The organism is Serratia odorifera, assembly GCF_041448735.1.
Lineage (GTDB): Bacteria > Pseudomonadota > Gammaproteobacteria > Enterobacterales > Enterobacteriaceae > Serratia_F > Serratia_F odorifera.
Map to the genome: position 1 here is coordinate 103,116 of NZ_JBGMUT010000005.1, position 19,614 is coordinate 122,729.

Below are 19,614 nucleotides of genomic sequence, written 5' to 3' on the forward strand. Positions count from 1 at the left end.
CCAGCCTCCTTGGAGTAACGGCGGTTTTCCCGCGCATATATCAGGTTTATTATAGACTTTTCCGTTGTGATTCGGGGGCTGAGCGTGGCATTGGCGTTTTGCCTGAGCCAGTAAAGCGGGTATCATGCTCGCCATCGAAATCGCCCGCTCAATTGGGCTTTAATTCAGGAGGAAGAAGTATGCCATCTTTCGACATCGTTTCCGAAATTGATATGCAGGAAGTACGCAACGCCGTGGAGAACGCGACCCGCGATCTTGGCACCCGTTGGGATTTTCGCAATGTTCCGGCCAGCTTCGAGCTTAACGAAAAAAATGAAACTATCAAGGTAGCCAGCGAGTCTGATTTCCAAGTGAATCAGCTGGTTGATATTTTACGTGAAAAACTGGCCAAACGCGGTATAGAAGGTGCGGCGCTGGAGATCCCTGAAGAGATGGAGCACAGCGGCAAAACCTATAGCGTTAACGCCAAATTGAAGCAGGGTATTGAAACCACGCTGGCGAAGAAGATCGTGAAACTGATCAAAGACAGCAAGCTGAAGGTTCAGGCGCAGATCCAGGGCGAAGAGGTGCGGGTGACCGGTAAATCGCGTGACGACCTGCAAAGCGTTATGGCACTGGTGCGCGGTGGGGATTTGGGGCAGCCGTTCCAGTTCAAGAATTTCCGCGACTGACATTGTCGCGGCGGTGATTGTACGGCATCAGAAAGCTACAGACCGGCATGGCCCGGTCTGTGTTTGCTCTAGAGCGCGTTGACCAGCGCTTCTAGCCGGCCGCGATCGGTCTGTTTGGTATCAATCTTCACGTAGGCACTGCGTTCCTCTGGCACCACAACCACATCAGCAACTCCCGGCTGAGCTTTCAAACGGCTTTCCAGCGCCGAATCCTTGACGGCCAGTTCGGAGAGCGTAATGCGCAGGCTGCTGACGTAAGGCGGTTCCTTCATGGTGCTGCTGACAACAAACCAGACGGCGGCAATCACCGCGCCAGCGATGAACACCGCGCCAGCGCCCTGTAGCCCGTACAGCCAGCCGCCGAGACTGCCGCCAATCGCCACACCGATAAACTGGCTGGTGGAATATACGCCCATTGCCGTTCCTTTGTAGCCCGCCGGTGATTCCTTGCTGATCAACGACGGCAAAATGGCTTCCATCACGTTAAACGCCATAAAGAACAGCTGCACGCCAGCGATAATGCCCCACAGGTGCTGGCCGGAGAACCACAGTAGCACTTCAGCGCAGAACAGTACCACCACGCAACCCATGAATACCTGTTTCATGCGGCGCTTCATTTCGGCATAAATGATAAACGGCACCACCGCGGCGAACGACACCAACATGGTAACCAGGTACACCATCCAGTGCTGGCTGGCGGCCAATCCGGCTTTTTCCATCGCCAGCGGCAGCGCGACAAAGCTCGACATCAGCAGAATATGCAGGCACATAATGCCAAAATTCAGCTTCAGCAGGCGTGAGTTGCTCAGCACCTTGCTAAAGCTGCCGCGCACGATGCCCGATTCGCGATTCAATATGTGACTGTCAGCCGACGGCACCACCGCCAGCGTGATGACAATGCCGGCCAGCGCCAACGCGGCGATCATCCAGAACAGCGCATGCAGACCCAGCGAATGGGTGACGATCGGGCCGAGCACCATGGCGATAGCGAAGGTAATGCCAAAGCTGATGCCGATAAACGCCATCGCCTTGGTGCGGTTCTGCTCGCGCGTCAGATCCGATAATAATGCCATGACCGCGGCGGCAATCGCCCCCGAGCCTTGCAGCGCACGACCGATAATAATGCCCCAGATCGAATCGCTGACTGCGGCGATCGCGCTGCCCAGCGCGAAGATCAGCAGGCCGCCGACGATCAACGGTTTGCGGCCAATACGGTCGGACACCAAACCGAACGGGATTTGGAAAATGGCCTGCGCCAGGCCATAAATACCGATGGCGATGCCGATCAACGCCTCGCTGGCGCCATTCAGCGCCATGCCGTAGGTGGTGAGAACCGGCAGCACCATAAACATGCCCAGCATGCGTAATGAAAATACTGTCCCTAGTCCCCAAGTCGCTCGGCGTTCCAGCGGCGTCATTGTGTTATCGTTCATGCACCATCAAACCTCAATAAAAACCATTCCGTCAGACTCTGAACGACAGCGTCTGACGGAATGGCCTCTGCAAAGATGCATCATTTTAAAGTGAAGGGCAGGGGGGGTAAACGTATTGTTGTTTAGCAGATATTACAGTTTGATCGATTTTCGACGAGACAAATAAAAAGGGCCGCTAAGCGGCCCTTTCGTTACCAAACGTAAGTCAGTAATGCGTCCGGTGAGGCGGTAGCGCTGAAGTCAATTGACATCATCACGCTCAACGAAGTGATGGCAACGATTGAGAACACAAACAGTTTGCGTGCCCAAATGCTGTCATTTTCGGTTTTGTAACCGCGCAGGGCCATGCCCAGCCACCATACGCTGACGGCTGCCGCCACCACCAGGTATTTATAACCGGCGTAACCGCTCAGGGTCAGCATCAGCGTGGCAATCATAAACGCCAGGATGTAGACCGTGATGTGGTTTTTCGCTACGGAAATACCTTTTACGACCGGCAATACCGGGATGTTGGCCGCCTGGTAATCTTTAAAGCGGAAGATGGCAATCGCATAAGAATGCGGCATCTGCCACAGGCTAAAGATAGCCAGCAGGATCAACGCACCGGCGTCGAACTCGTTGGTCACTGCGCAATAACCGATAACCGGTGGCGCAGCGCCGGACAGGCTGCCGATCAGGGTGCCGTAAACCGAGTGGCGTTTCATGTACAGGCTATAGACGCCGACATAAACTACGAAGCCCATCACCGCCAGCCACATGGCCAGCGGGTTGGCTGCGGTATACAGCAACGCAAAACCAGCAATACCCAGCGCGGTAGCGTAAACCAGAGTGACATTCGGCGCGATCAGGCCCTTTACCAGCACCCGATTCTTCGTTCTCTCCATTTTCTTGTCGATGTCGCGGTCAATGTAGTTGTTAAACACACAGCCCGAGGCGACAACCAACGAGACACCCACCAGGGTAGCGAGAAACAGGGGATAGTCGATGCTTCCTTTGGAAGCCAACAGGAATCCCCCAACGACAGAAATTAAATTGCCGAAAATAATTCCTGGTTTGGTTACTTGCAGGTATTGCTTAATCATCACGTGCAGCTCGGCTCTTAACTGACCATCATATTGATGTTGAGGTTGTACATAATCCAGAGTGAACCCACAACAACGATACCGATGATCATAGCGGTGAACAGCAATGCCACCAGGTTCCAGCGCTCTTCCGATGAGGTATTCATGTGCAGGAAGTAAACCAGGTGAACAATCACCTGGATAACCGCCATGCCGACCACGACCGCCAGGATGGTAGCATGAGAGGCGGTGCCGCTCATGACCATCGAGAATGGAATTACCGTCAGGATGACCGACAGAATAAAGCCGATCACATATGACTTAACGCTGCTGTGGCTTGCGCCGCCGTGAGAGGTTTCATGGGATGAATGGCTCATTACATAACCCCCAGCAGGTAAACAACGGTAAATACGCAGATCCAGACCACGTCCAGGAAGTGCCAGAACAGGCTCAGGCACATCAGGCGAGTCTTGTTGGTTGACGTCAGGCCATGCTTGCTCACCTGAATCATCATGATGATGATCCAGACCAGACCGGCAGACACGTGCAGACCGTGAGTACCGACCAGCGCAAAGAAGCTGGACAGGAATGCACTGTGATCCGGGCCGAAGCCTTCGGCGATCAGGTGATGGAATTCATAGATTTCCATCGCCACGAAGCCGAGACCGAACAGGAAGGTCAGGAACAGCCAGGTATTGACGCTGCCCACTTTCCCTTTGTTCATGCCGATCATCGCCATACCGTAGGTGATGGAGCTGAACAGCAGCAGGAAAGTTTCAACCAGAACAAACTTCAGATCGAAGATGTCTTTGCCTGAGGGACCGCCAGCGGTCCCGTTCACCAGGACTGCATAAGTCGCGAACAAGCTCGCAAACAAAATACAGTCGCTCATCAGGTAGATCCAAAATCCGAAGACTTTGGTTTCTCCTGCATCGTGGTGCCCATGCTCTGCATGGGCTGCGTTATGGTTAGTCAGAGTATCAGTTGACATGTTTCACGCCTGCTTTGCTGATTTGTTCATAGTGTTGGTTTTCAATGTGCTCGATTTCGTCAACCTGCACATAGTAATCAACATCTTGGTCGAAGCTCTTGGCAATCCAGACTACGATCATGCCGATGAAGCCGGCCAGCGCCATCCACCAAATTTCCCAGATCATTGCGAAACCGAATATCAGGCTGAAGAAGGCGATGATAACGCCGGCGCCGGTATTCTTAGGCATATGGATCGGTTCGTATTTCGCCGGTTTCTTATACGCTTCGCCTTTTTCTTTCATGTCCCAGAATGCATCACGGTCGTGAATTTCTGGTACTACAGCGAAGTTATAGAATGGAGGTGGAGACGATGTCGCCCACTCCAGCGTACGGCCGCCCCATGGGTCACCGGTCAGGTCACGGTTCTGATCGCGGTCACGAACGCTGACGAAGATCTGAATCAACTGACACAGGATACCGCAGGCAATCAGTACCGCACCACCTGCAGCCACCAGCAGCAGAGGGTGGAACTCAGGGTTGATGTTCTGGCTGATACGACGGGTCATCCCCATAAAGCCCAGCGCATACAGCGGCATGAAGGCAACGAAGAAGCCGATGATCCAGAACCAGAAGGCACGTTTACCCCAGGTTTCGTTCAGCGTGAAGCCGAAGGATTTCGGGAACCAGTAGGTCAGGCCAGCAAAGCAACCGAACACCACACCGCCGATAATCACGTTATGGAAGTGCGCGATCAGGAACAGGCTGTTGTGCAGTACGAAGTTGGCACCCGGAACGGCCAGCAGTACGCCGGTCATACCACCGATGGAGAAGGTGATGATGAAGCCGATGGTCCACAGCATTGCCGAGTTGAACTGAATGCGACCCTGATACATGGTGAACAGCCAGTTGAAGATTTTCACCCCGGTCGGGATGGAAATGATCATGGTGGCAATACCGAAGAAGGCGTTAACGTTCGCGCCGGACCCCATGGTGAAGAAGTGGTGCAGCCATACGATGAACGACAGCACGGTAATCGCGATGGTTGCCCACACCAGAGAGGTGTAGCCAAACAGGCGTTTCTTCGAGAAGGTCGCGGTAACTTCGGAGAACACACCGAACACCGGCAGAACCAGAATGTACACTTCCGGGTGGCCCCAGGCCCAAATCAGGTTGATGTACATCATCATGTTGCCGCCCATATCATTGGTAAAGAAATGGGTGCCCAGATAGCGATCCAGGGTCAGCAACGCAATGGTGACGGTCAGAATTGGGAATGAAACGATGATCAGCACGTTGGTACACAGCGCTGCCCAGGTGAACACCGGCATTTTCATCAGCGGCATGCCTGGGGCACGCATCTTCAGAATGGTGGCGAAGAAGTTCACACCGGTCAGCAAGGTACCCAGACCGGAAATCTGCAGACTCCAGATCCAGTAATCGACCCCGACGCCAGGACTGTACTCTTTGCCCGACAGTGGCGGATACGCCAACCAGCCGGTCTGTGCGAATTCACCGACCCCCAGGGAGATGTTGATCAGGACGACACCGACCACGAAGAACCAGAAGCTCAGGGAGTTCAGGAACGGGAAGGCAACGTCACGCGCACCGATTTGCAGCGGAACCACCACGTTCATCAGGCCGACCACGAAAGGCATCGCCATGAAGAAGATCATGATCACGCCGTGGGCGGTGAAGATCTGGTCGTAGTGGTGCGGCGGCAGGAATCCGGCCTCGCCGGCGGACGCAAGCGCCTGCTGGCTACGCATCATGATGGCATCGGCAAAACCGCGCAACAGCATGACCATCGCCACGATAATGTACATGATACCAATTTTTTTATGGTCAACGGAGGTCAGCCATTCGCTCCACAACCATTTCCATTTGCCCAAATATGTTAGCAGCGCCAGCAGTGCCAGGCCTCCAACGATAATTGCAGCAACGGTGACCATGATGATCGGTTCATGGTACGGAACCGCATCAAGCGTTAATTTTCCCAACATCAGATTATTCCTCGGCTCCGGCGTGAGCATGTTCGCCCATGTCCATACCCTGGTTCATGTCCATGCCTTCGTGTGCAGTAGTCACTGCGCTCTTGTGCGTGTGCATATCACCCATGAATTTGCCAATTGTTTCCTTGAACAAATTCGGTTTGACAGTGGAGAAGTACTCAACCGGGTTGTTTTCACTCGGCTCAGCCAGTTTGTTAAAGTCGTCGGTGGTATTAAGATTCTTGGAGGATTCTTTCACCTTGGCCACCCACTGATCGAAGTCGCCTTCGGTCGGCGTGACAATGGCGGTGAATTTCATTCCGGAGAACCCGCGACCGCTGAAGCTGCTGGAAATACCGTCGTATTTGCCCGCTTCGTTGCCGATCAGATGCAGTTTGGTCTGCATGCCGGCCATCGCATAAATCTGCCCACCTAACTGAGGAATAAAGAACGAGTTCATTACCGAGTTAGAGGTGATCTTGAATTCGACTGGAACATCCTTCGGGAAGGCCAGTTCATTTACCGTTGCGATACCCTGCTCCGGATAGATGAACAACCATTTCCAGTCCAGCGACACCACTTCAATGGTCATTGGCTTCTTGTCGGTGACAATCGGCTTGAATGGATCCAGTTCGTGGGTGGTTTTCCAGGTAATGGTGCCAAGGATGGCGATGATAATGATAGGAATGGTCCAGACGACCGCTTCGATCTTGTTGGAGTGTGACCAGTTAGGACTGTACTTGGCGTCTTTGTTGGAAGCACGGTACTTCCAGGCAAAGGCGAACGCCATGATAATAACTGGTATCACCACGATCAGCATCAAAGCGATCGCGGTGAGTATCAGTGTCCGTTGCTCAACACCTATTGCTCCTTTGGGATTCATCAGAACCATATCGCAACCACTGAGCATTACAGTGGATGCAATTAATGACAGCATCCCAATACTTTTATTGTATTTCTTAAGTCTCATCTAACGACCTCAATTACAAAGGCTCTATTGTCGTTTCATGTGTGCGGGCATTTTACGGGAAGGTTGCAGTACTGTAAACATGCTTAGGGTTGTGTCAGCGGCTTGTTGACACTTTCTGTTAAGGGGGTCACAGATGTAACGTTGCGTGACAATTTACCAATGGCAACAACGCGTTGGCGCGCTGAATCGTGACGAGTGACCTCTATGTTAAGGAAAAATAAAGGTAAGCTGTTTTAACGAGCAAAAACGGTTTTTTTTAAATGACAGGGAAAGGTTTATTTAATGTAAAATAAATGTGCATCAAAGGTGAATTTAATTTTATTTCCGAGTGCATTAGTCGGATAAAAAAATTATTTGCGCCGCAATTATATTTTTTTTGCAGAATTAATTCATCCTGCTTACGCTTTTTTGACGGCCGGCGGTTACGCCGGCCGTGGCGTCAGGCGAGCTGCGTACGGCGCAGCGCCAGATAGTCCAGCAGACTGCCCATGGCAATACCCAGCAGGCTCAGCGCAGCGCCGAGCTGTAAAACGCCGTCGGTCAGCACTGGCAGCACGCCCCAGCCCAGCGCACCAACGATCAACAGCAACAACCAGATACCCAGCAGTGAGCAACCGAGAGCCAGCAGGCGCAGCGCCCAGCGGTAGAGCTGGCGGAATTCGCTGCGTGGCATGAAGTGGTCGGTTTTTTGCGTGTATTCCAGCGTCTGGCGGCACACCGCCAGCAGCAGCAGTCCTGGCAGGGCGGCGGCAATGGAGAACAGATAGAACAACGGCCAGCCGTGCGCTTCGACAAACCAGCCGGCGATGGGGCCGACATAGACGCGACCGACGGCGGACAGCGCCGACAGCAGCGCAAACTGGGTGGCGGAGAACGATTTGTTGCACAGCGTCATCAGCAGCGCGACGAAGGCTGCGGTACCCATGCCGCCGCACAGGTTTTCCAGGAAGATGGCGCTACCCATGGTGATGATATTCTTGTCGGTAACCGCCAGGATCCAGTAGCCCAGGTTTGAAACGGCCTGCAGCAGGCCGAACAGCATCAGCGCGCGGAACAGGCTGAGGCGCTGCATCAATACGCCGCCAAACAGCGCGCCGACGATGGTGGCAAACAACCCAAGCGTTTTGTTGACCAAACCGACCTCACCGGCATCAAAGCCGACGCCGCGGATCAAAAAGGTGGTGCTGAGACTGCCGGCGAAGGCGTCGCCCATTTTGTACATTACGATCAGCAGCAGGATCAGCCAGGCATTGTTGCGCGCAAAAAAGTCGCGTAGCGGCGCGACCACTGCCTGTTCGAGGGTGCGTGGGGCGGCAATGCTGTCATCTGGCTCCGGCGCCCATAGCGTAGCGGCAATGCCGATCAGCATCAGACCGGCCATCAACCAGTAGGTCGATTGCCAGCCAAAATAGCGATCGGCCAGCCACAGCGCCAATCCACCGGAAACCAGCATCGCCAGCCGATAGCCCAGTACCGAAATCGCTGCGCCGGCACCTCGTTCTTCTGCCGCCAGCAAATCGGTTTTGTAGGCATCGAACACGATGTCCTGCGACGCAGAGCAAAACGCTACCAGTACTGCCAATGTTGCCAGCCACCACAGGTGTTGTGCCGGGTTCATAAAGCCCATCGCCACAATGGCCGCCACCAGCAGTAGCTGGCTGATCAGCAGCCAGCCACGCCGCCGGCCAAGGAACGGCGGCGTGTAGCGATCCATAAACGGCGACCAGAGGAATTTGAATACATAGGCCTGACCCACCAGCGAAAAAATGCCGATGGTCTTGAGATCGATATTCTCGACGGTCATCCAGGCTTGCAGGGTGCCGGAGGTGAGAGCCAGCGGCAAACCCGACGCAAAACCCAGTAGCAGCAGAACCACGGAGTTACGCTGGGTGAAGATATTAAAGTACTGTTTCGACATGAGATCCCTGTCTGTACTGCCCGGTCGCCCGGGCAATACTGGGCACTAACGCATTAACGTGCGTTCTGCTTGATAAAGTCGTTGACGCTGGTGTCTTGCGCCATATCGGCGATGACGTCGCCCAGCACGGTGTTGACCGCATTGGTGATTTTGTCATTGGTCGCGGTGAACGCGCCCTGCACATTATAGGTTGAGCGGTAGTTCTTCACCTGCTTGTTGCCGTTTTTCGCCACTGCAATAATGGAGATGTCGGCTTTGGTGGTGATGTTATAACGCAGATTGCCTTCGGAAACGTCGGCATACAGGTTGTTGACGATGATTTGCAGGTCTACCGCGCCGTCCGGGCCGATCATGTAGCCGCGAGCGCCCATTTGTTTTTCCAGCACTTCTTGCAACAGGAAACGCAGATCGCGTGATGGCGTGAGGGTCACCAATTGGCCGTCGCGGTTCACTTTGGCCAGCGCCTGATCTTTACGCTGGTCAGCGCCGTTGATACTGATGGTCACGCCTTGCAGAGTCGGATCCTGCGTCGGCAGCACAATCTTTGGCGTAACGTTCAGGGTATTGCTGCTGGTAGCGCAACCGGCCAGCAGTAATGCGGCCAGGAAGGGAAGACAAAGTTTCTTTAACATAGTTACTGTCTCATTCTCGATGGAATAGTAATAATCTGAGCGGGATAGCCAACAATATATTGTCGACATCATAGCATCGCCGCCGGCCGGGGGAAGTGCTCAACGCGCCCGAGTGACAATTTTTTACCTACCGTTGATAAAAACATGCTTTTTTGCCGCTCTCAATCAGATAAACCCCAAGCAAAGGCCGGCGTTGGCTGTTTTTTCACCGCAAAGTGCAGAAATTTACGATAGGAATATTCTAACGGGGGCAAAACCGGCTAATATTGAACTAGATGGCATGGTCCTCTGCCGGTGTTGTAAGGAGATCCTATGATTCGCGAGCAAATAGAAGCAAAGTTAAGGGCGGCGTTCGAGCCCGCGTATCTGGAAGTGGTTGATGAAAGCTATCGTCATAACGTTCCGGCGGGTTCAGAAAGTCATTTCAAGGTGGTAATGGTCAGCGATCGCTTTCTCGGCGAACGTTTTCTGACTCGCCATCGTTCCATATATGGCGTATTGGCCGATGAACTGGCTGACGGCGTGCATGCGCTGGCGCTGCATACCTATACCCAGAAGGAATGGGAGGGCCTGCAGGACACCGTTCCTGCTTCGCCACCCTGTCGCGGGGCTGGGACCTTGGCCTGAAGCGTAAAAACTCAGGTATCAGTGGAACTTTAGCCTCGATCTAGGGTATTACTACTGATGAATTTTGAAACGGCCTACGGGCCGTTTCTGTTTTTGACGACGACGCGGCCCATACGAGATGCAACGCAGAAAGGTCGGCAACGGCGATTTTTTAGCGGAAATCGGTAAAAGTGTGAGTTTTAACGCGCATGCACCGTCTTGCTTTCCTCGACTCGCTCCGCATGCGCCGCTATAATGTCGCGTCTTATTTTTCGGAATGGTTTCGGGACGCTCTCGGCATCAGGGAACTCGGTTCTGTAATGCAGCCGTCCTGGTTCTTGGAACGGGGTTGACCGAGCACTGTGATATTTTTGAGGTAACAAGATGCAAGTTTCAGTAGAAACCACTCAAGGCCTTGGGCGCCGTCTCTCTATTACTGTACCCGCCGATACTATCAAGCAGGCAGTAAAAAAAGAGCTGATCAATGCAGCGAAAAGCGTGCGTATTGACGGTTTCCGTAAAGGCAAAGTGCCAATGAACATCGTTGAGCAGCGTTATGGCGCCTCTGTTCGTCAAGACGTGCTGGGCGACCTGATGCAGCGCAACTTCGTTGACGCGATCATCAAGGAAAAAATCAACCCGGCCGGCGCACCAAACTACGTGCCGGGCGAGTATAAAGAAGGCGAAGACTTCAATTTCTCCGTCGAGTTCGAAGTGTATCCAGAAGTCGAGCTGAAAGGCCTGGAAAGCATCGAAGTTGAAAAACCGGTAGTAGAAGTTAACGATGCCGATGTCGACACCATGCTGGACACCCTGCGCAAGCAGCAGGCGAGCTGGAAAGACACCGACCGCGCGGTAGCAGCTGAAGACCGCGTGACCGTTGACTTCAGCGGCTCTATCGACGGTGAAGAATTTGAAGGCGGCAAAGCGTCCGACTTCGTGCTGGCCATGGGCCAGGGCCGCATGATCCCAGGCTTCGAAGAAGGTCTGGTAGGTCATAAAGCCGGTGAAGAATTCACCATCGACGTCAACTTCCCGGAAGATTACCACGCTGAAAACCTGAAAGGGAAAGCAGCCAAGTTCGCCATCGTGCTGAAGAAAGTCGAAGAGCGCGAACTGCCTGAACTGACCGAAGAATTCATCAAGCGTTTCGGCGTGGCTGATGGTTCTGTTGCAGGTCTGCGCGCCGAAGTGCGTAAAAACATGGAGCGCGAGCTGAAAGGCGCGGTGCGTAACCGCATCAAGACTCAGGCGATCGACGGTCTGGTGAGCGCCAATGAAATCGACGTGCCGGCTGCGCTGATCGACGGCGAAATCGACGTGCTGCGTCGTCAGGCTGCACAGCGTTTCGGCGGTAACGAGAAGCAGGCGCTGGAACTGCCACGTGAACTGTTCGAAGAGCAGGCGAAGCGTCGCGTTGTCGTTGGTCTGCTGCTGGGCGAAGTGATCAGCACGCACGAACTGAAGGCTGACGAAGATCGCGTGAAAGCGCTGATCGAAGAAATGGCTTCCGCGTACGAAGATCCAAGCGAAGTGGTTGAGTTCTACAGCAAAAACAAAGAGCTGATGAACAACATGCGCAACGTTGCCCTGGAAGAGCAGGCGGTTGAAACGCTGCTGGCCAAAGCGAAGGTGACCGAGAAAGCCACTACCTTCAGCGAGCTGATGAACCAGACTCAACAGGCGTAATGCCTGAACCTCGGGGGCGGCGTGCCGAACCCCGGGTGTAATCTGAAAAAGCCCGTAACTTCGGTTACGGGCTTTTCTTTTTGCCACGTGGCTGATTAATCTCAGGTTAAGCGAGGCAATTTGCACTATATTTACCCTGTTGCCGGCGCTGATTGCTGGCATGATGGTGCCTGTGCGCGCGAAAGCTGCAGCTGGCGATCGCGGAAAGTTGCGCACCGGGCTTGAAATTTCGCCCGCTGCCCCCCAACTGGTATAAACCAGGGCTGTTTGCCGAGCACGGGATGATAACGACCGTCAGGGTCATGTGGCGCGAGTCGGATGCTTGAACGTAGTCAGCGTGGCTGTTCTCAAGTAGAATCGACAAACAATGGCGCCAAGGCAATTTCTATTAGGAGACGGTAATGTCATACAGTGGCGAACAAGATCAATTTGCACCTCACATGGCACTGGTGCCGATGGTGGTTGAGCAGACCTCACGCGGGGAGCGTTCTTACGACATCTATTCCCGCCTGCTGAAAGAGCGCATCATTTTCCTGACCGGCCAGGTTGAAGACCACATGGCCAACCTGATCGTGGCACAGATGCTGTTCCTTGAAGCGGAAAGCCCGGAAAAAGACATTTTCCTGTACATTAACTCGCCGGGCGGGGTGATCACTGCCGGTATGTCAATTTACGACACCATGCAATTTATCAAGCCTGATGTCAGCACTATCTGTATGGGCCAGGCGTGCTCCATGGGGTCATTCCTGCTTACCGCCGGCACCAAGGGCAAACGTTTCTGCCTGCCAAATTCGCGGGTGATGATTCACCAGCCGCTGGGCGGCTATCAGGGGCAAGCGACGGATATCGAAATCCACGCGCGGGAAATTCTGAAGGTGAAAGCGCGCATGAACGAGCTGATGGCGCAGCACACCGGACAGTCGCTGGAGCAGATCGACCGCGATACCGAGCGCGATCGCTTTATGACTGCGGAAGAATCGGTAGAATACGGTCTGGTCGACGGCATTCTGACGCACCGCAGCTAGTAGCACGCGGCCGGCGAGCGTTAAGTGCGAGCCGATAGACTATAGTAAACAGAGCGGGGATAGCCCGTTCTGTACAGCATTATCGGCGTTCCCGGTATCAGTTTGGGCGCACTGCCGCCATGATTTTCCTGCGGGACAAAGACAAAAGAAGAGGTTTACTGATGACAGATAAGCGCAAAGACGGTTCAGGAAAGCTGCTGTACTGCTCTTTCTGCGGCAAAAGCCAGCATGAAGTGCGTAAGCTGATTGCCGGTCCGTCAGTGTATATCTGCGATGAATGTGTTGACCTGTGTAACGACATTATTCGCGAAGAGATTAAAGAAGTTGCCCCGCATCGTGAGCGCAGTGCGCTGCCGACGCCGCACGAAATCCGCCACCACCTGGATGATTATGTTATCGGCCAGGAGCAGGCGAAGAAAGTGCTGGCGGTTGCGGTGTACAACCACTACAAACGTCTGCGCAACGGCGATACCAGCAACGGCATCGAGTTGGGCAAGAGCAACATCCTGCTGATTGGCCCGACCGGTAGCGGTAAAACGCTGCTGGCTGAAACGCTGGCGCGTTTCCTGGATGTGCCATTTACCATGGCCGATGCCACCACGTTGACCGAAGCCGGTTACGTAGGTGAGGACGTGGAAAATATTATCCAGAAACTGTTGCAGAAATGTGATTATGACGTGCAGAAAGCGCAGCGCGGCATCGTTTACATTGATGAAATCGATAAGATTTCGCGCAAGTCCGATAATCCGTCGATTACCCGCGACGTGTCGGGTGAAGGCGTACAGCAGGCGTTGCTGAAGCTGATCGAAGGTACCATTGCCGCGGTTCCGCCGCAGGGTGGCCGCAAGCATCCGCAACAGGAATTCCTGCAGGTTGATACCTCCAAGATTCTGTTTATCTGCGGCGGTGCATTCGCCGGGTTGGACAAGGTGATTGGCCAGCGCGTGAATACCGGTTCCGGCATTGGCTTTGGCGCGACCGTGAAGGGCGAGGCAGAAAAAGCCACCGAAGGCGAACTGCTGTTGCAGGCAGAGCCGGAAGATCTGATCAAGTTTGGTTTGATCCCGGAATTCATCGGCCGTTTGCCGGTGGTAGCCACCCTGAGCGAACTGAGCGAAGACGCGCTGATTCAGATCCTGAAAGAGCCGAAGAACGCCCTGACCAAGCAGTATCAGGCGCTGTTCAATCTGGAAGGTGTCGAACTGGAGTTCCGTGACGAAGCGTTGAACGCCATTGCCAAGAAAGCCATGGCGCGTAAAACCGGCGCCCGTGGTCTGCGTTCGATTGTTGAAGGCGCGCTGCTGGACACCATGTACGATCTGCCGTCGATGGACAGCGTAGATAAAGTGGTGATCGACGAATCGGTGATTGCCGGCCAATCCAAACCGCTGTTGATTTACGGCAAGCCGGAAGCTCAGGCATCCGGTGAATAATTCGCCAGTCAAACCAGAAAGTTAATACAAAATGGGGGATTTTATCCCCCATTTCTTTTTCCTGCATTCTTGCCGTTGAATGTAAGAGATTCATCCCCATATACTCAATAACCAGATTTTATGAAACGTTTGATGCTTGCGTCTCATGAGAATCCCCTAAATCCTGGCGGAAATTAAACTAAGAGAGAGCTCTATGAACCCTGAGCGTTCCGAACGCATTGAAATCCCCGTCTTGCCGTTGCGCGACGTGGTGGTTTATCCGCATATGGTGATCCCGTTATTTGTTGGCCGGGAAAAATCGATTCGGTGCCTCGAAGCCGCAATGGATCACGATAAGAAGATCATGCTGGTGGCACAGAAAGAGGCCTCAACGGATGAACCTGGCATTAACGATCTGTTCTCGGTCGGCACCGTAGCGTCGATCCTGCAAATGCTGAAACTGCCCGACGGCACGGTAAAAGTGCTGGTGGAAGGCTTGCAGCGCGCGCGTATCACCACCCTGTCCGACAGCGGCGAGCATTTTGCCGCTCAGGCCGAATACCTTGAGTCGCCGGCGATCGACGAGCGTGAACAGGAAGTGCTGGTACGCACGGCAATCAATCAGTTTGAAGGCTACATCAAACTGAACAAGAAAATTCCCCCGGAGGTGCTGACGTCACTGAACAGCATCGACGACGCTGCGCGCCTGGCGGACACCATTGCCGCGCATATGCCGCTGAAGCTCAGCGACAAGCAATCGGTGCTGGAAATGTTTGACATCACCGAGCGCCTCGAATACCTGATGGCGATGATGGAGTCGGAAATCGATCTGTTGCAGGTCGAAAAACGCATCCGTAATCGCGTCAAGAAGCAAATGGAAAAGAGCCAGCGCGAGTACTATCTGAATGAGCAGATGAAGGCCATTCAGAAAGAACTGGGTGAGATGGACGACGCGCCGGACGAGCACGAAGCGCTGAAGCGCAAGATCGACGCGGCAAAAATGCCGAAAGAAGCGCGTGAGAAAACCGAAGCCGAACTGCAAAAGCTGAAAATGATGTCGCCGATGTCGGCGGAAGCGACCGTGGTACGCGGTTATATCGACTGGATGTTGCAGGTACCGTGGAACGCGCGCAGCAAGGTGAAGAAAGATCTGGTCAAGGCGCAAGAAGTGCTGGATACCGATCACTACGGCCTGGAGCGGGTCAAGGATCGCATCCTTGAGTATCTTGCAGTGCAAAGTCGCGTCAGCAAAATCAAGGGGCCGATCCTGTGCCTGGTGGGGCCACCAGGGGTGGGTAAAACCTCGTTGGGGCAATCCATCGCTCGCGCTACCGGTCGTCAGTACGTGCGTATGGCGCTGGGTGGCGTGCGTGACGAAGCGGAAATCCGCGGTCACCGTCGTACCTACATCGGTTCGATGCCGGGCAAGCTGATCCAGAAGATGGCCAAGGTCGGGGTGAGAAACCCGTTGTTCCTGCTGGACGAGATCGACAAGATGTCTTCCGACATGCGCGGCGATCCGGCTTCGGCGCTGCTTGAGGTGCTGGATCCGGAACAGAACGTGGCGTTCAACGACCACTATCTGGAAGTCGATTACGATCTGTCCGACGTGATGTTTGTCGCCACCTCGAACTCGATGAATATCCCGGCGCCATTGCTGGACCGTATGGAAGTGATCCGTCTGTCCGGTTATACCGAAGACGAGAAGCTGAACATCGCCAAACAGCACCTGCTGCCGAAGCAGATCGAACGTAACGCGTTGAAGAAAAACGAGCTGACGGTTGATGACAGCGCCATTATCGGCATTATCCGCTATTACACCCGCGAAGCCGGGGTGCGTAGCCTGGAGCGTGAAATCTCCAAGCTGTGCCGTAAAGCGGTGAAGACGCTGTTGATGGACAAGAAGATCAAGCACATCGAGATCAACGGTGACAACCTGAAAGACTATCTGGGCGTTCAGCGTGTGGATTATGGCCGTGCGGATACCGAAAACCGCATCGGTCAGGTCACCGGTCTGGCGTGGACGGAAGTCGGCGGCGATTTGCTGACGATTGAAACCGCCTGCGTACCGGGCAAGGGCAAGCTGACCTATACCGGCTCGCTGGGTGAAGTCATGCAAGAGTCGATTCAGGCTGCGTTGACGGTGGTGCGCGCGCGCGCCGACAAGCTGGGCATCAATGCGGATTTCTATGAAAAACGCGATATCCACGTGCATGTGCCGGAAGGTGCGACGCCGAAGGATGGTCCAAGCGCCGGTATTGCGATGTGTACCGCGCTGGTCTCTTGCCTGACCGGTAACCCGGTGCGTGCCGATGTGGCAATGACCGGCGAGATCACCTTGCGTGGTCAGGTGCTGCCAATCGGTGGCCTAAAGGAAAAACTGCTGGCAGCCCACCGCGGCGGTATCAAGACCGTATTGATTCCGTATGAGAACAAACGCGATCTTGAAGAGATCCCTGACAATGTTATTGCCGATCTTGAGATTCATCCGGTACAGAAAATCGATGAAGTTTTGAACATTGCGTTGCAGAACCCGGCCTTCGGTGCACAGCCGATCGCGGTAAAATAGTGACGTATAGCAAAATCCATTGATAAAACTTATGCTGGCAAGCCATTTCTGACTTGCCAGTATTTTTTTGTGCCGCTAAGTTAGACTACTGTTGGCCTGCGTTCTGTCCTATTGTGGGCACTTGCACAGGTTCGACGGGCTTGATATAACAGCTGCGCTGTCGCGCCGTAGGGATTTTTCGGCGCGACGATAGAATTCTAGAGGGGATGATAGAGTGAATAAGTCACAACTGATCGACAAAATTGCCGCAGGTGCTGATATTTCCAAAGCGGCAGCTGGACGTGCTTTAGATGCAATCATTGCATCCGTAACTGACTCCCTGAAGGAAGGGGATGATGTAGCTCTGGTTGGTTTCGGTTCTTTCACCGTGCGTGAGCGTTCTGCCCGCACCGGCCGTAATCCGCAGACCGGTAAAGAAATCAAAATCGCTGCTGCCAAAGTACCGGCTTTCCGTGCAGGTAAAGCGCTGAAAGACGCGGTAAACTGATTGCAGCGTCTAACCGGTTAGCGTCAATGGGTTTTGTGTCAAACAATCACCTGACGCAACGGAGTTGGTAAGGTAAGATACAAGGCGCATCGTTTGATGCGCTTTTTTTATTTTTGTCGCAGGGAACGCGCCTGCACAAGGGTTTTTAATCTATGCCCGGCAGCATCGGGTTGCAGCAAGACGGCAACGCTCCTTCGGCAGGTACGCGCAGTACCCGGTCGGGATAGGTGCAGGAGTCGGCGCGCCAGCAGTCTGACGCATAAAGGGAATACATCACAGCGGAGCGTTGTCACACTATGATGGACAATTTACGCGCGGCAGCTAACAACGTCGTGCTCAAAATAATCCTGGCCCTGATCATCTTGTCATTTGTATTGACCGGGGTGGGTAACTACCTGATCGGCGGTTCCGGCGATTATGCAGCGAAAGTAAATGGCCAGGTGATCGAACGCGCTCAGCTGGAGCAGGCCTTCCAGAGCGAACGTAGCCGTATGCAGCAGCAGTTGGGCGAACAGTTCTCTGCGCTGGCCGGTAATGAAGGTTACATGCAGCAGCTGCGCCAACAGGCGCTGTCACAGCTGATCGACAACATGCTGCTTGATCAGTACGCCAAGAAACTGGGTCTGAGCATCAGCGACGATCAGGTCAAGGATGCGATTCGCAAAGCGCCTTATTTCCAGACTAACGGCCAGTTCGATAACGCCAAGTATCTCGATCTGATCACCCGCATGGGGTACAGCGCCGACAACTATGCGCAGTCAATGCGCCAGCAACTGCTTAACCAGCAGGTGATCCAGGCGTTCGGCAACTCCGGCTTCGTCCTGCCGAGCGAGTCTGACGCGATGGCCGCGCTGGTATTGCAAGAGCGTGATGTGCGCCTGGCAACCATCGATCTGAATGCGTTGCAAGCCAAGCAGAACGTCAGCGATGACGAGCTCAAAGAGTATTACAACCAGAACAAGAACAGCTTCATTGCGCCAGAGCAGGTGGAAGTCAGCTATATCCCGATGGATGCCGCCGCGATGCAAAGCAAGATCACGGTAAACGATGCGGACATCAGCGCGTATTACGACCAGCACAAAAGCAGCTACGGCCAGCCGGAACGCAAGAACTACAGCGTCATCCAGCTGAAAACCGAAGCCGAAGCCAAGGCGGTGCTGGATGAGCTGAACAAAGGCGCCGACTTCGCCACGCTGGCAAAAGAGAAGTCCACCGACATCATCTCCAAACGCAACGGCGGCGAGCTGGGTTGGTTGGAGCCTGATACCACCGCAGACGAGCTGAAAGAAGCCAAACTGAGCGAAAAAGGCCAGCTTTCCGGCGTAGTGAAATCCTCGGTAGGCTACCTGATCGTACGCCTCAATGACGTTGAGCCGGAAAAGCTCAAGCCGTTGAGCGAAGTACGTGACAGCATCGCCGACAAGGTCAAGCAAGAGAAAGCGGTCGACGCCTATTATGCGTTGCAGCAAAAAGTCAGCGAAGCCGCTACCAATGACAACGAGTCGCTGGCGTCGGCAGAAGAAGCCGCAGGCGTAAAAGCTGCGAAAACCGCCTGGTTCACACGGGATAACGTGCCGGCTGAACTGAACTTCAAACCGGTGGTGCAGGCGATCTTCGACGGCTCGCTGATCGGCGAAAACGGTAGTCCGGGTAGCAACTCGGATGTGATCAACGTTGAGGGCGATCGCGCCTTTGTTATTCGCGTCTCGGGTCACAAGCCGGAAGGCGTTGAACCATTTGACAAGGTAAAGGATCACGTTGCCGAGCTGGTTAAGCGCAACAAGGCGGTGCAGCAGGCCAAACTGCAGGGCGAGAAGCTGCTGGTCGAACTGAAGCAGGGTAAGGGCGATGAGGCGTTGAAAGCGGCCGGCCTGAGCTTTGGTGCCGTGCAGAAGATGGCGCGTGCGCCGGAAGATAGCCAACTGACCGAAAGCGTATTTGCCCTGCCGCACCCGCAGCAAGGCAAGCCGGTATACGGTATGTCACAGGATCGCCAGGACAACGTAGTGCTGATTGCCCTGGAGGCGGTGAAGCCAGGAACGCTGCCGGCTGATGAAATGAAAACCTTTGCCGGCAAAATGCAGGAAAGCGCGATCGGCGTAACCTTCGATTCGCTGCTGGCCAATCTGCGCAAAGAAGCCAAGATCAAAATGGGCGCGGCCGAACAACAGCCGCAATAAC

Annotated in this window: 16 protein-coding genes; 8 read left to right on the forward strand and 8 right to left on the reverse strand. The window is 54.1% G+C overall.

From position 1 onward, the window contains the following. Positions 1–179 precede the first annotated feature (179 nt). Positions 180–671, forward strand: coding sequence for a YajQ family cyclic di-GMP-binding protein (locus tag ACCC84_RS14655; RefSeq protein ID WP_004954641.1), 492 nt, complete (start codon positions 180–182; stop codon positions 669–671). Positions 672–739: 68 nt separating this feature from the next. Here the strand turns inward: ACCC84_RS14655 and ACCC84_RS14660 are convergent, their stop codons facing one another. The 8 genes from ACCC84_RS14660 to ACCC84_RS14695 form a co-directional block, all read right to left on the reverse strand. Then, positions 740–2,104, reverse strand: coding sequence for an MFS transporter (locus tag ACCC84_RS14660; protein WP_371902024.1), 1,365 nt, complete (start codon positions 2,102–2,104; stop codon positions 740–742). A gap of 191 nt (positions 2,105–2,295) precedes the next feature. Continuing rightward, entirely contained in the window at positions 2,296–3,186 is an 891-nt protein-coding gene (cyoE, locus tag ACCC84_RS14665) for a heme o synthase (RefSeq protein ID WP_004954635.1), read from the reverse strand. 17 nt (positions 3,187–3,203) lie between these two features. After that, complete coding sequence (locus ACCC84_RS14670; RefSeq protein ID WP_004954632.1) at positions 3,204–3,542, reverse strand: cytochrome o ubiquinol oxidase subunit IV; 339 nt, start codon at positions 3,540–3,542, stop codon at positions 3,204–3,206. After that, positions 3,542–4,156, reverse strand: coding sequence for a cytochrome o ubiquinol oxidase subunit III (locus ACCC84_RS14675; RefSeq protein WP_004954628.1), 615 nt, complete (start codon positions 4,154–4,156; stop codon positions 3,542–3,544). The genes ACCC84_RS14670 and ACCC84_RS14675 overlap by 1 nt, the downstream gene beginning before the upstream one ends. Beyond that, the gene (cyoB, locus tag ACCC84_RS14680) at positions 4,146–6,137 is read right to left on the reverse strand and encodes a cytochrome o ubiquinol oxidase subunit I (RefSeq protein WP_039991049.1); all 1,992 of its coding nucleotides are present in this window, start codon (positions 6,135–6,137) and stop codon (positions 4,146–4,148) included. Before cyoB ends, ACCC84_RS14675 begins: the two co-directional genes overlap by 11 nt. 4 nt (positions 6,138–6,141) lie before the next feature. Next, on the reverse strand, positions 6,142–7,095 hold the full coding sequence (gene cyoA / locus ACCC84_RS14685) for a cytochrome o ubiquinol oxidase subunit II (RefSeq protein ID WP_004954621.1): 954 nt from the start codon (positions 7,093–7,095) through the stop codon (positions 6,142–6,144). Between the two features lie 439 nt (positions 7,096–7,534). Further along, complete coding sequence (ampG, locus tag ACCC84_RS14690) at positions 7,535–9,013, reverse strand: muropeptide MFS transporter AmpG (RefSeq protein ID WP_004954618.1); 1,479 nt, start codon at positions 9,011–9,013, stop codon at positions 7,535–7,537. A 53-nt stretch (positions 9,014–9,066) separates the two neighbouring features. Then, positions 9,067–9,645 (reverse strand): lipoprotein, encoded by a 579-nt coding sequence (locus ACCC84_RS14695; protein ID WP_004954616.1) that lies wholly within the window; start codon positions 9,643–9,645, stop codon positions 9,067–9,069. A 312-nt stretch (positions 9,646–9,957) separates the two neighbouring features. Here ACCC84_RS14695 and bolA point away from each other — a divergent pair, with 312 nt between their 5' ends. The 7 genes from bolA to ppiD all read left to right on the forward strand — a co-directional run bounded on the left by bolA (position 9,958) and on the right by ppiD (position 19,613). Next, positions 9,958–10,272 carry a transcriptional regulator BolA gene (bolA, locus tag ACCC84_RS14700; RefSeq protein WP_004954613.1) on the forward strand — a complete coding sequence of 105 codons (315 nt, stop codon included), beginning with the start codon at positions 9,958–9,960 and terminating at the stop codon, positions 10,270–10,272. A gap of 363 nt (positions 10,273–10,635) precedes the next feature. Beyond that, a complete protein-coding gene (gene tig, locus ACCC84_RS14705; protein WP_004954610.1) occupies positions 10,636–11,940 on the forward strand; it encodes a trigger factor in 1,305 nt (434 codons plus the stop codon). 401 nt (positions 11,941–12,341) lie between these two features. Next, a complete protein-coding gene (clpP, locus tag ACCC84_RS14710; protein ID WP_004954607.1) occupies positions 12,342–12,965 on the forward strand; it encodes an ATP-dependent Clp endopeptidase proteolytic subunit ClpP in 624 nt (207 codons plus the stop codon). 161 nt (positions 12,966–13,126) lie between these two features. After that, complete coding sequence (gene clpX / locus ACCC84_RS14715) at positions 13,127–14,398, forward strand: ATP-dependent protease ATP-binding subunit ClpX (RefSeq protein WP_039991048.1); 1,272 nt, start codon at positions 13,127–13,129, stop codon at positions 14,396–14,398. A 193-nt stretch (positions 14,399–14,591) separates the two neighbouring features. After that, positions 14,592–16,946, forward strand: coding sequence for an endopeptidase La (lon, locus tag ACCC84_RS14720; protein WP_004954602.1), 2,355 nt, complete (start codon positions 14,592–14,594; stop codon positions 16,944–16,946). A gap of 214 nt (positions 16,947–17,160) precedes the next feature. Beyond that, positions 17,161–17,433: a nucleoid-associated protein HU-beta gene (gene hupB / locus ACCC84_RS14725; RefSeq protein ID WP_004954599.1), complete on the forward strand. Its 273-nt coding sequence runs from the start codon at positions 17,161–17,163 to the stop codon at positions 17,431–17,433. Positions 17,434–17,729: 296 nt separating this feature from the next. Continuing rightward, positions 17,730–19,613: a peptidylprolyl isomerase gene (gene ppiD, locus ACCC84_RS14730; RefSeq protein ID WP_004954596.1), complete on the forward strand. Its 1,884-nt coding sequence runs from the start codon at positions 17,730–17,732 to the stop codon at positions 19,611–19,613. Position 19,614: the final 1 nt, after the last annotated feature.

What these genes read in the sequence shown, in the direction of transcription:
- clpX (WP_039991048.1), top strand. Translation starts at nt 13,127, where the DNA reads ATGACAGATAAGCGCAAAGACGGTTCAGGAAAGCTGCTGTACTGCTCT.
- cyoE (WP_004954635.1), bottom strand. Translation starts at nt 3,186, where the DNA reads ATGATTAAGCAATACCTGCAAGTAACCAAACCAGGAATTATTTTCGGC.
- cyoA (WP_004954621.1), bottom strand. Translation starts at nt 7,095, where the DNA reads ATGAGACTTAAGAAATACAATAAAAGTATTGGGATGCTGTCATTAATT.
- ACCC84_RS14675 (WP_004954628.1), bottom strand. Translation starts at nt 4,156, where the DNA reads ATGTCAACTGATACTCTGACTAACCATAACGCAGCCCATGCAGAGCAT.
- ampG (WP_004954618.1), bottom strand. Translation starts at nt 9,013, where the DNA reads ATGTCGAAACAGTACTTTAATATCTTCACCCAGCGTAACTCCGTGGTT.
- clpP (WP_004954607.1), top strand. Translation starts at nt 12,342, where the DNA reads ATGTCATACAGTGGCGAACAAGATCAATTTGCACCTCACATGGCACTG.
- bolA (WP_004954613.1), top strand. Translation starts at nt 9,958, where the DNA reads ATGATTCGCGAGCAAATAGAAGCAAAGTTAAGGGCGGCGTTCGAGCCC.
- ACCC84_RS14655 (WP_004954641.1), top strand. Translation starts at nt 180, where the DNA reads ATGCCATCTTTCGACATCGTTTCCGAAATTGATATGCAGGAAGTACGC.
- lon (WP_004954602.1), top strand. Translation starts at nt 14,592, where the DNA reads ATGAACCCTGAGCGTTCCGAACGCATTGAAATCCCCGTCTTGCCGTTG.
- ACCC84_RS14660 (WP_371902024.1), bottom strand. Translation starts at nt 2,104, where the DNA reads ATGAACGATAACACAATGACGCCGCTGGAACGCCGAGCGACTTGGGGA.
- tig (WP_004954610.1), top strand. Translation starts at nt 10,636, where the DNA reads ATGCAAGTTTCAGTAGAAACCACTCAAGGCCTTGGGCGCCGTCTCTCT.
- ACCC84_RS14670 (WP_004954632.1), bottom strand. Translation starts at nt 3,542, where the DNA reads ATGAGCCATTCATCCCATGAAACCTCTCACGGCGGCGCAAGCCACAGC.
- ppiD (WP_004954596.1), top strand. Translation starts at nt 17,730, where the DNA reads ATGATGGACAATTTACGCGCGGCAGCTAACAACGTCGTGCTCAAAATA.
- ACCC84_RS14695 (WP_004954616.1), bottom strand. Translation starts at nt 9,645, where the DNA reads ATGTTAAAGAAACTTTGTCTTCCCTTCCTGGCCGCATTACTGCTGGCC.
- cyoB (WP_039991049.1), bottom strand. Translation starts at nt 6,137, where the DNA reads ATGTTGGGAAAATTAACGCTTGATGCGGTTCCGTACCATGAACCGATC.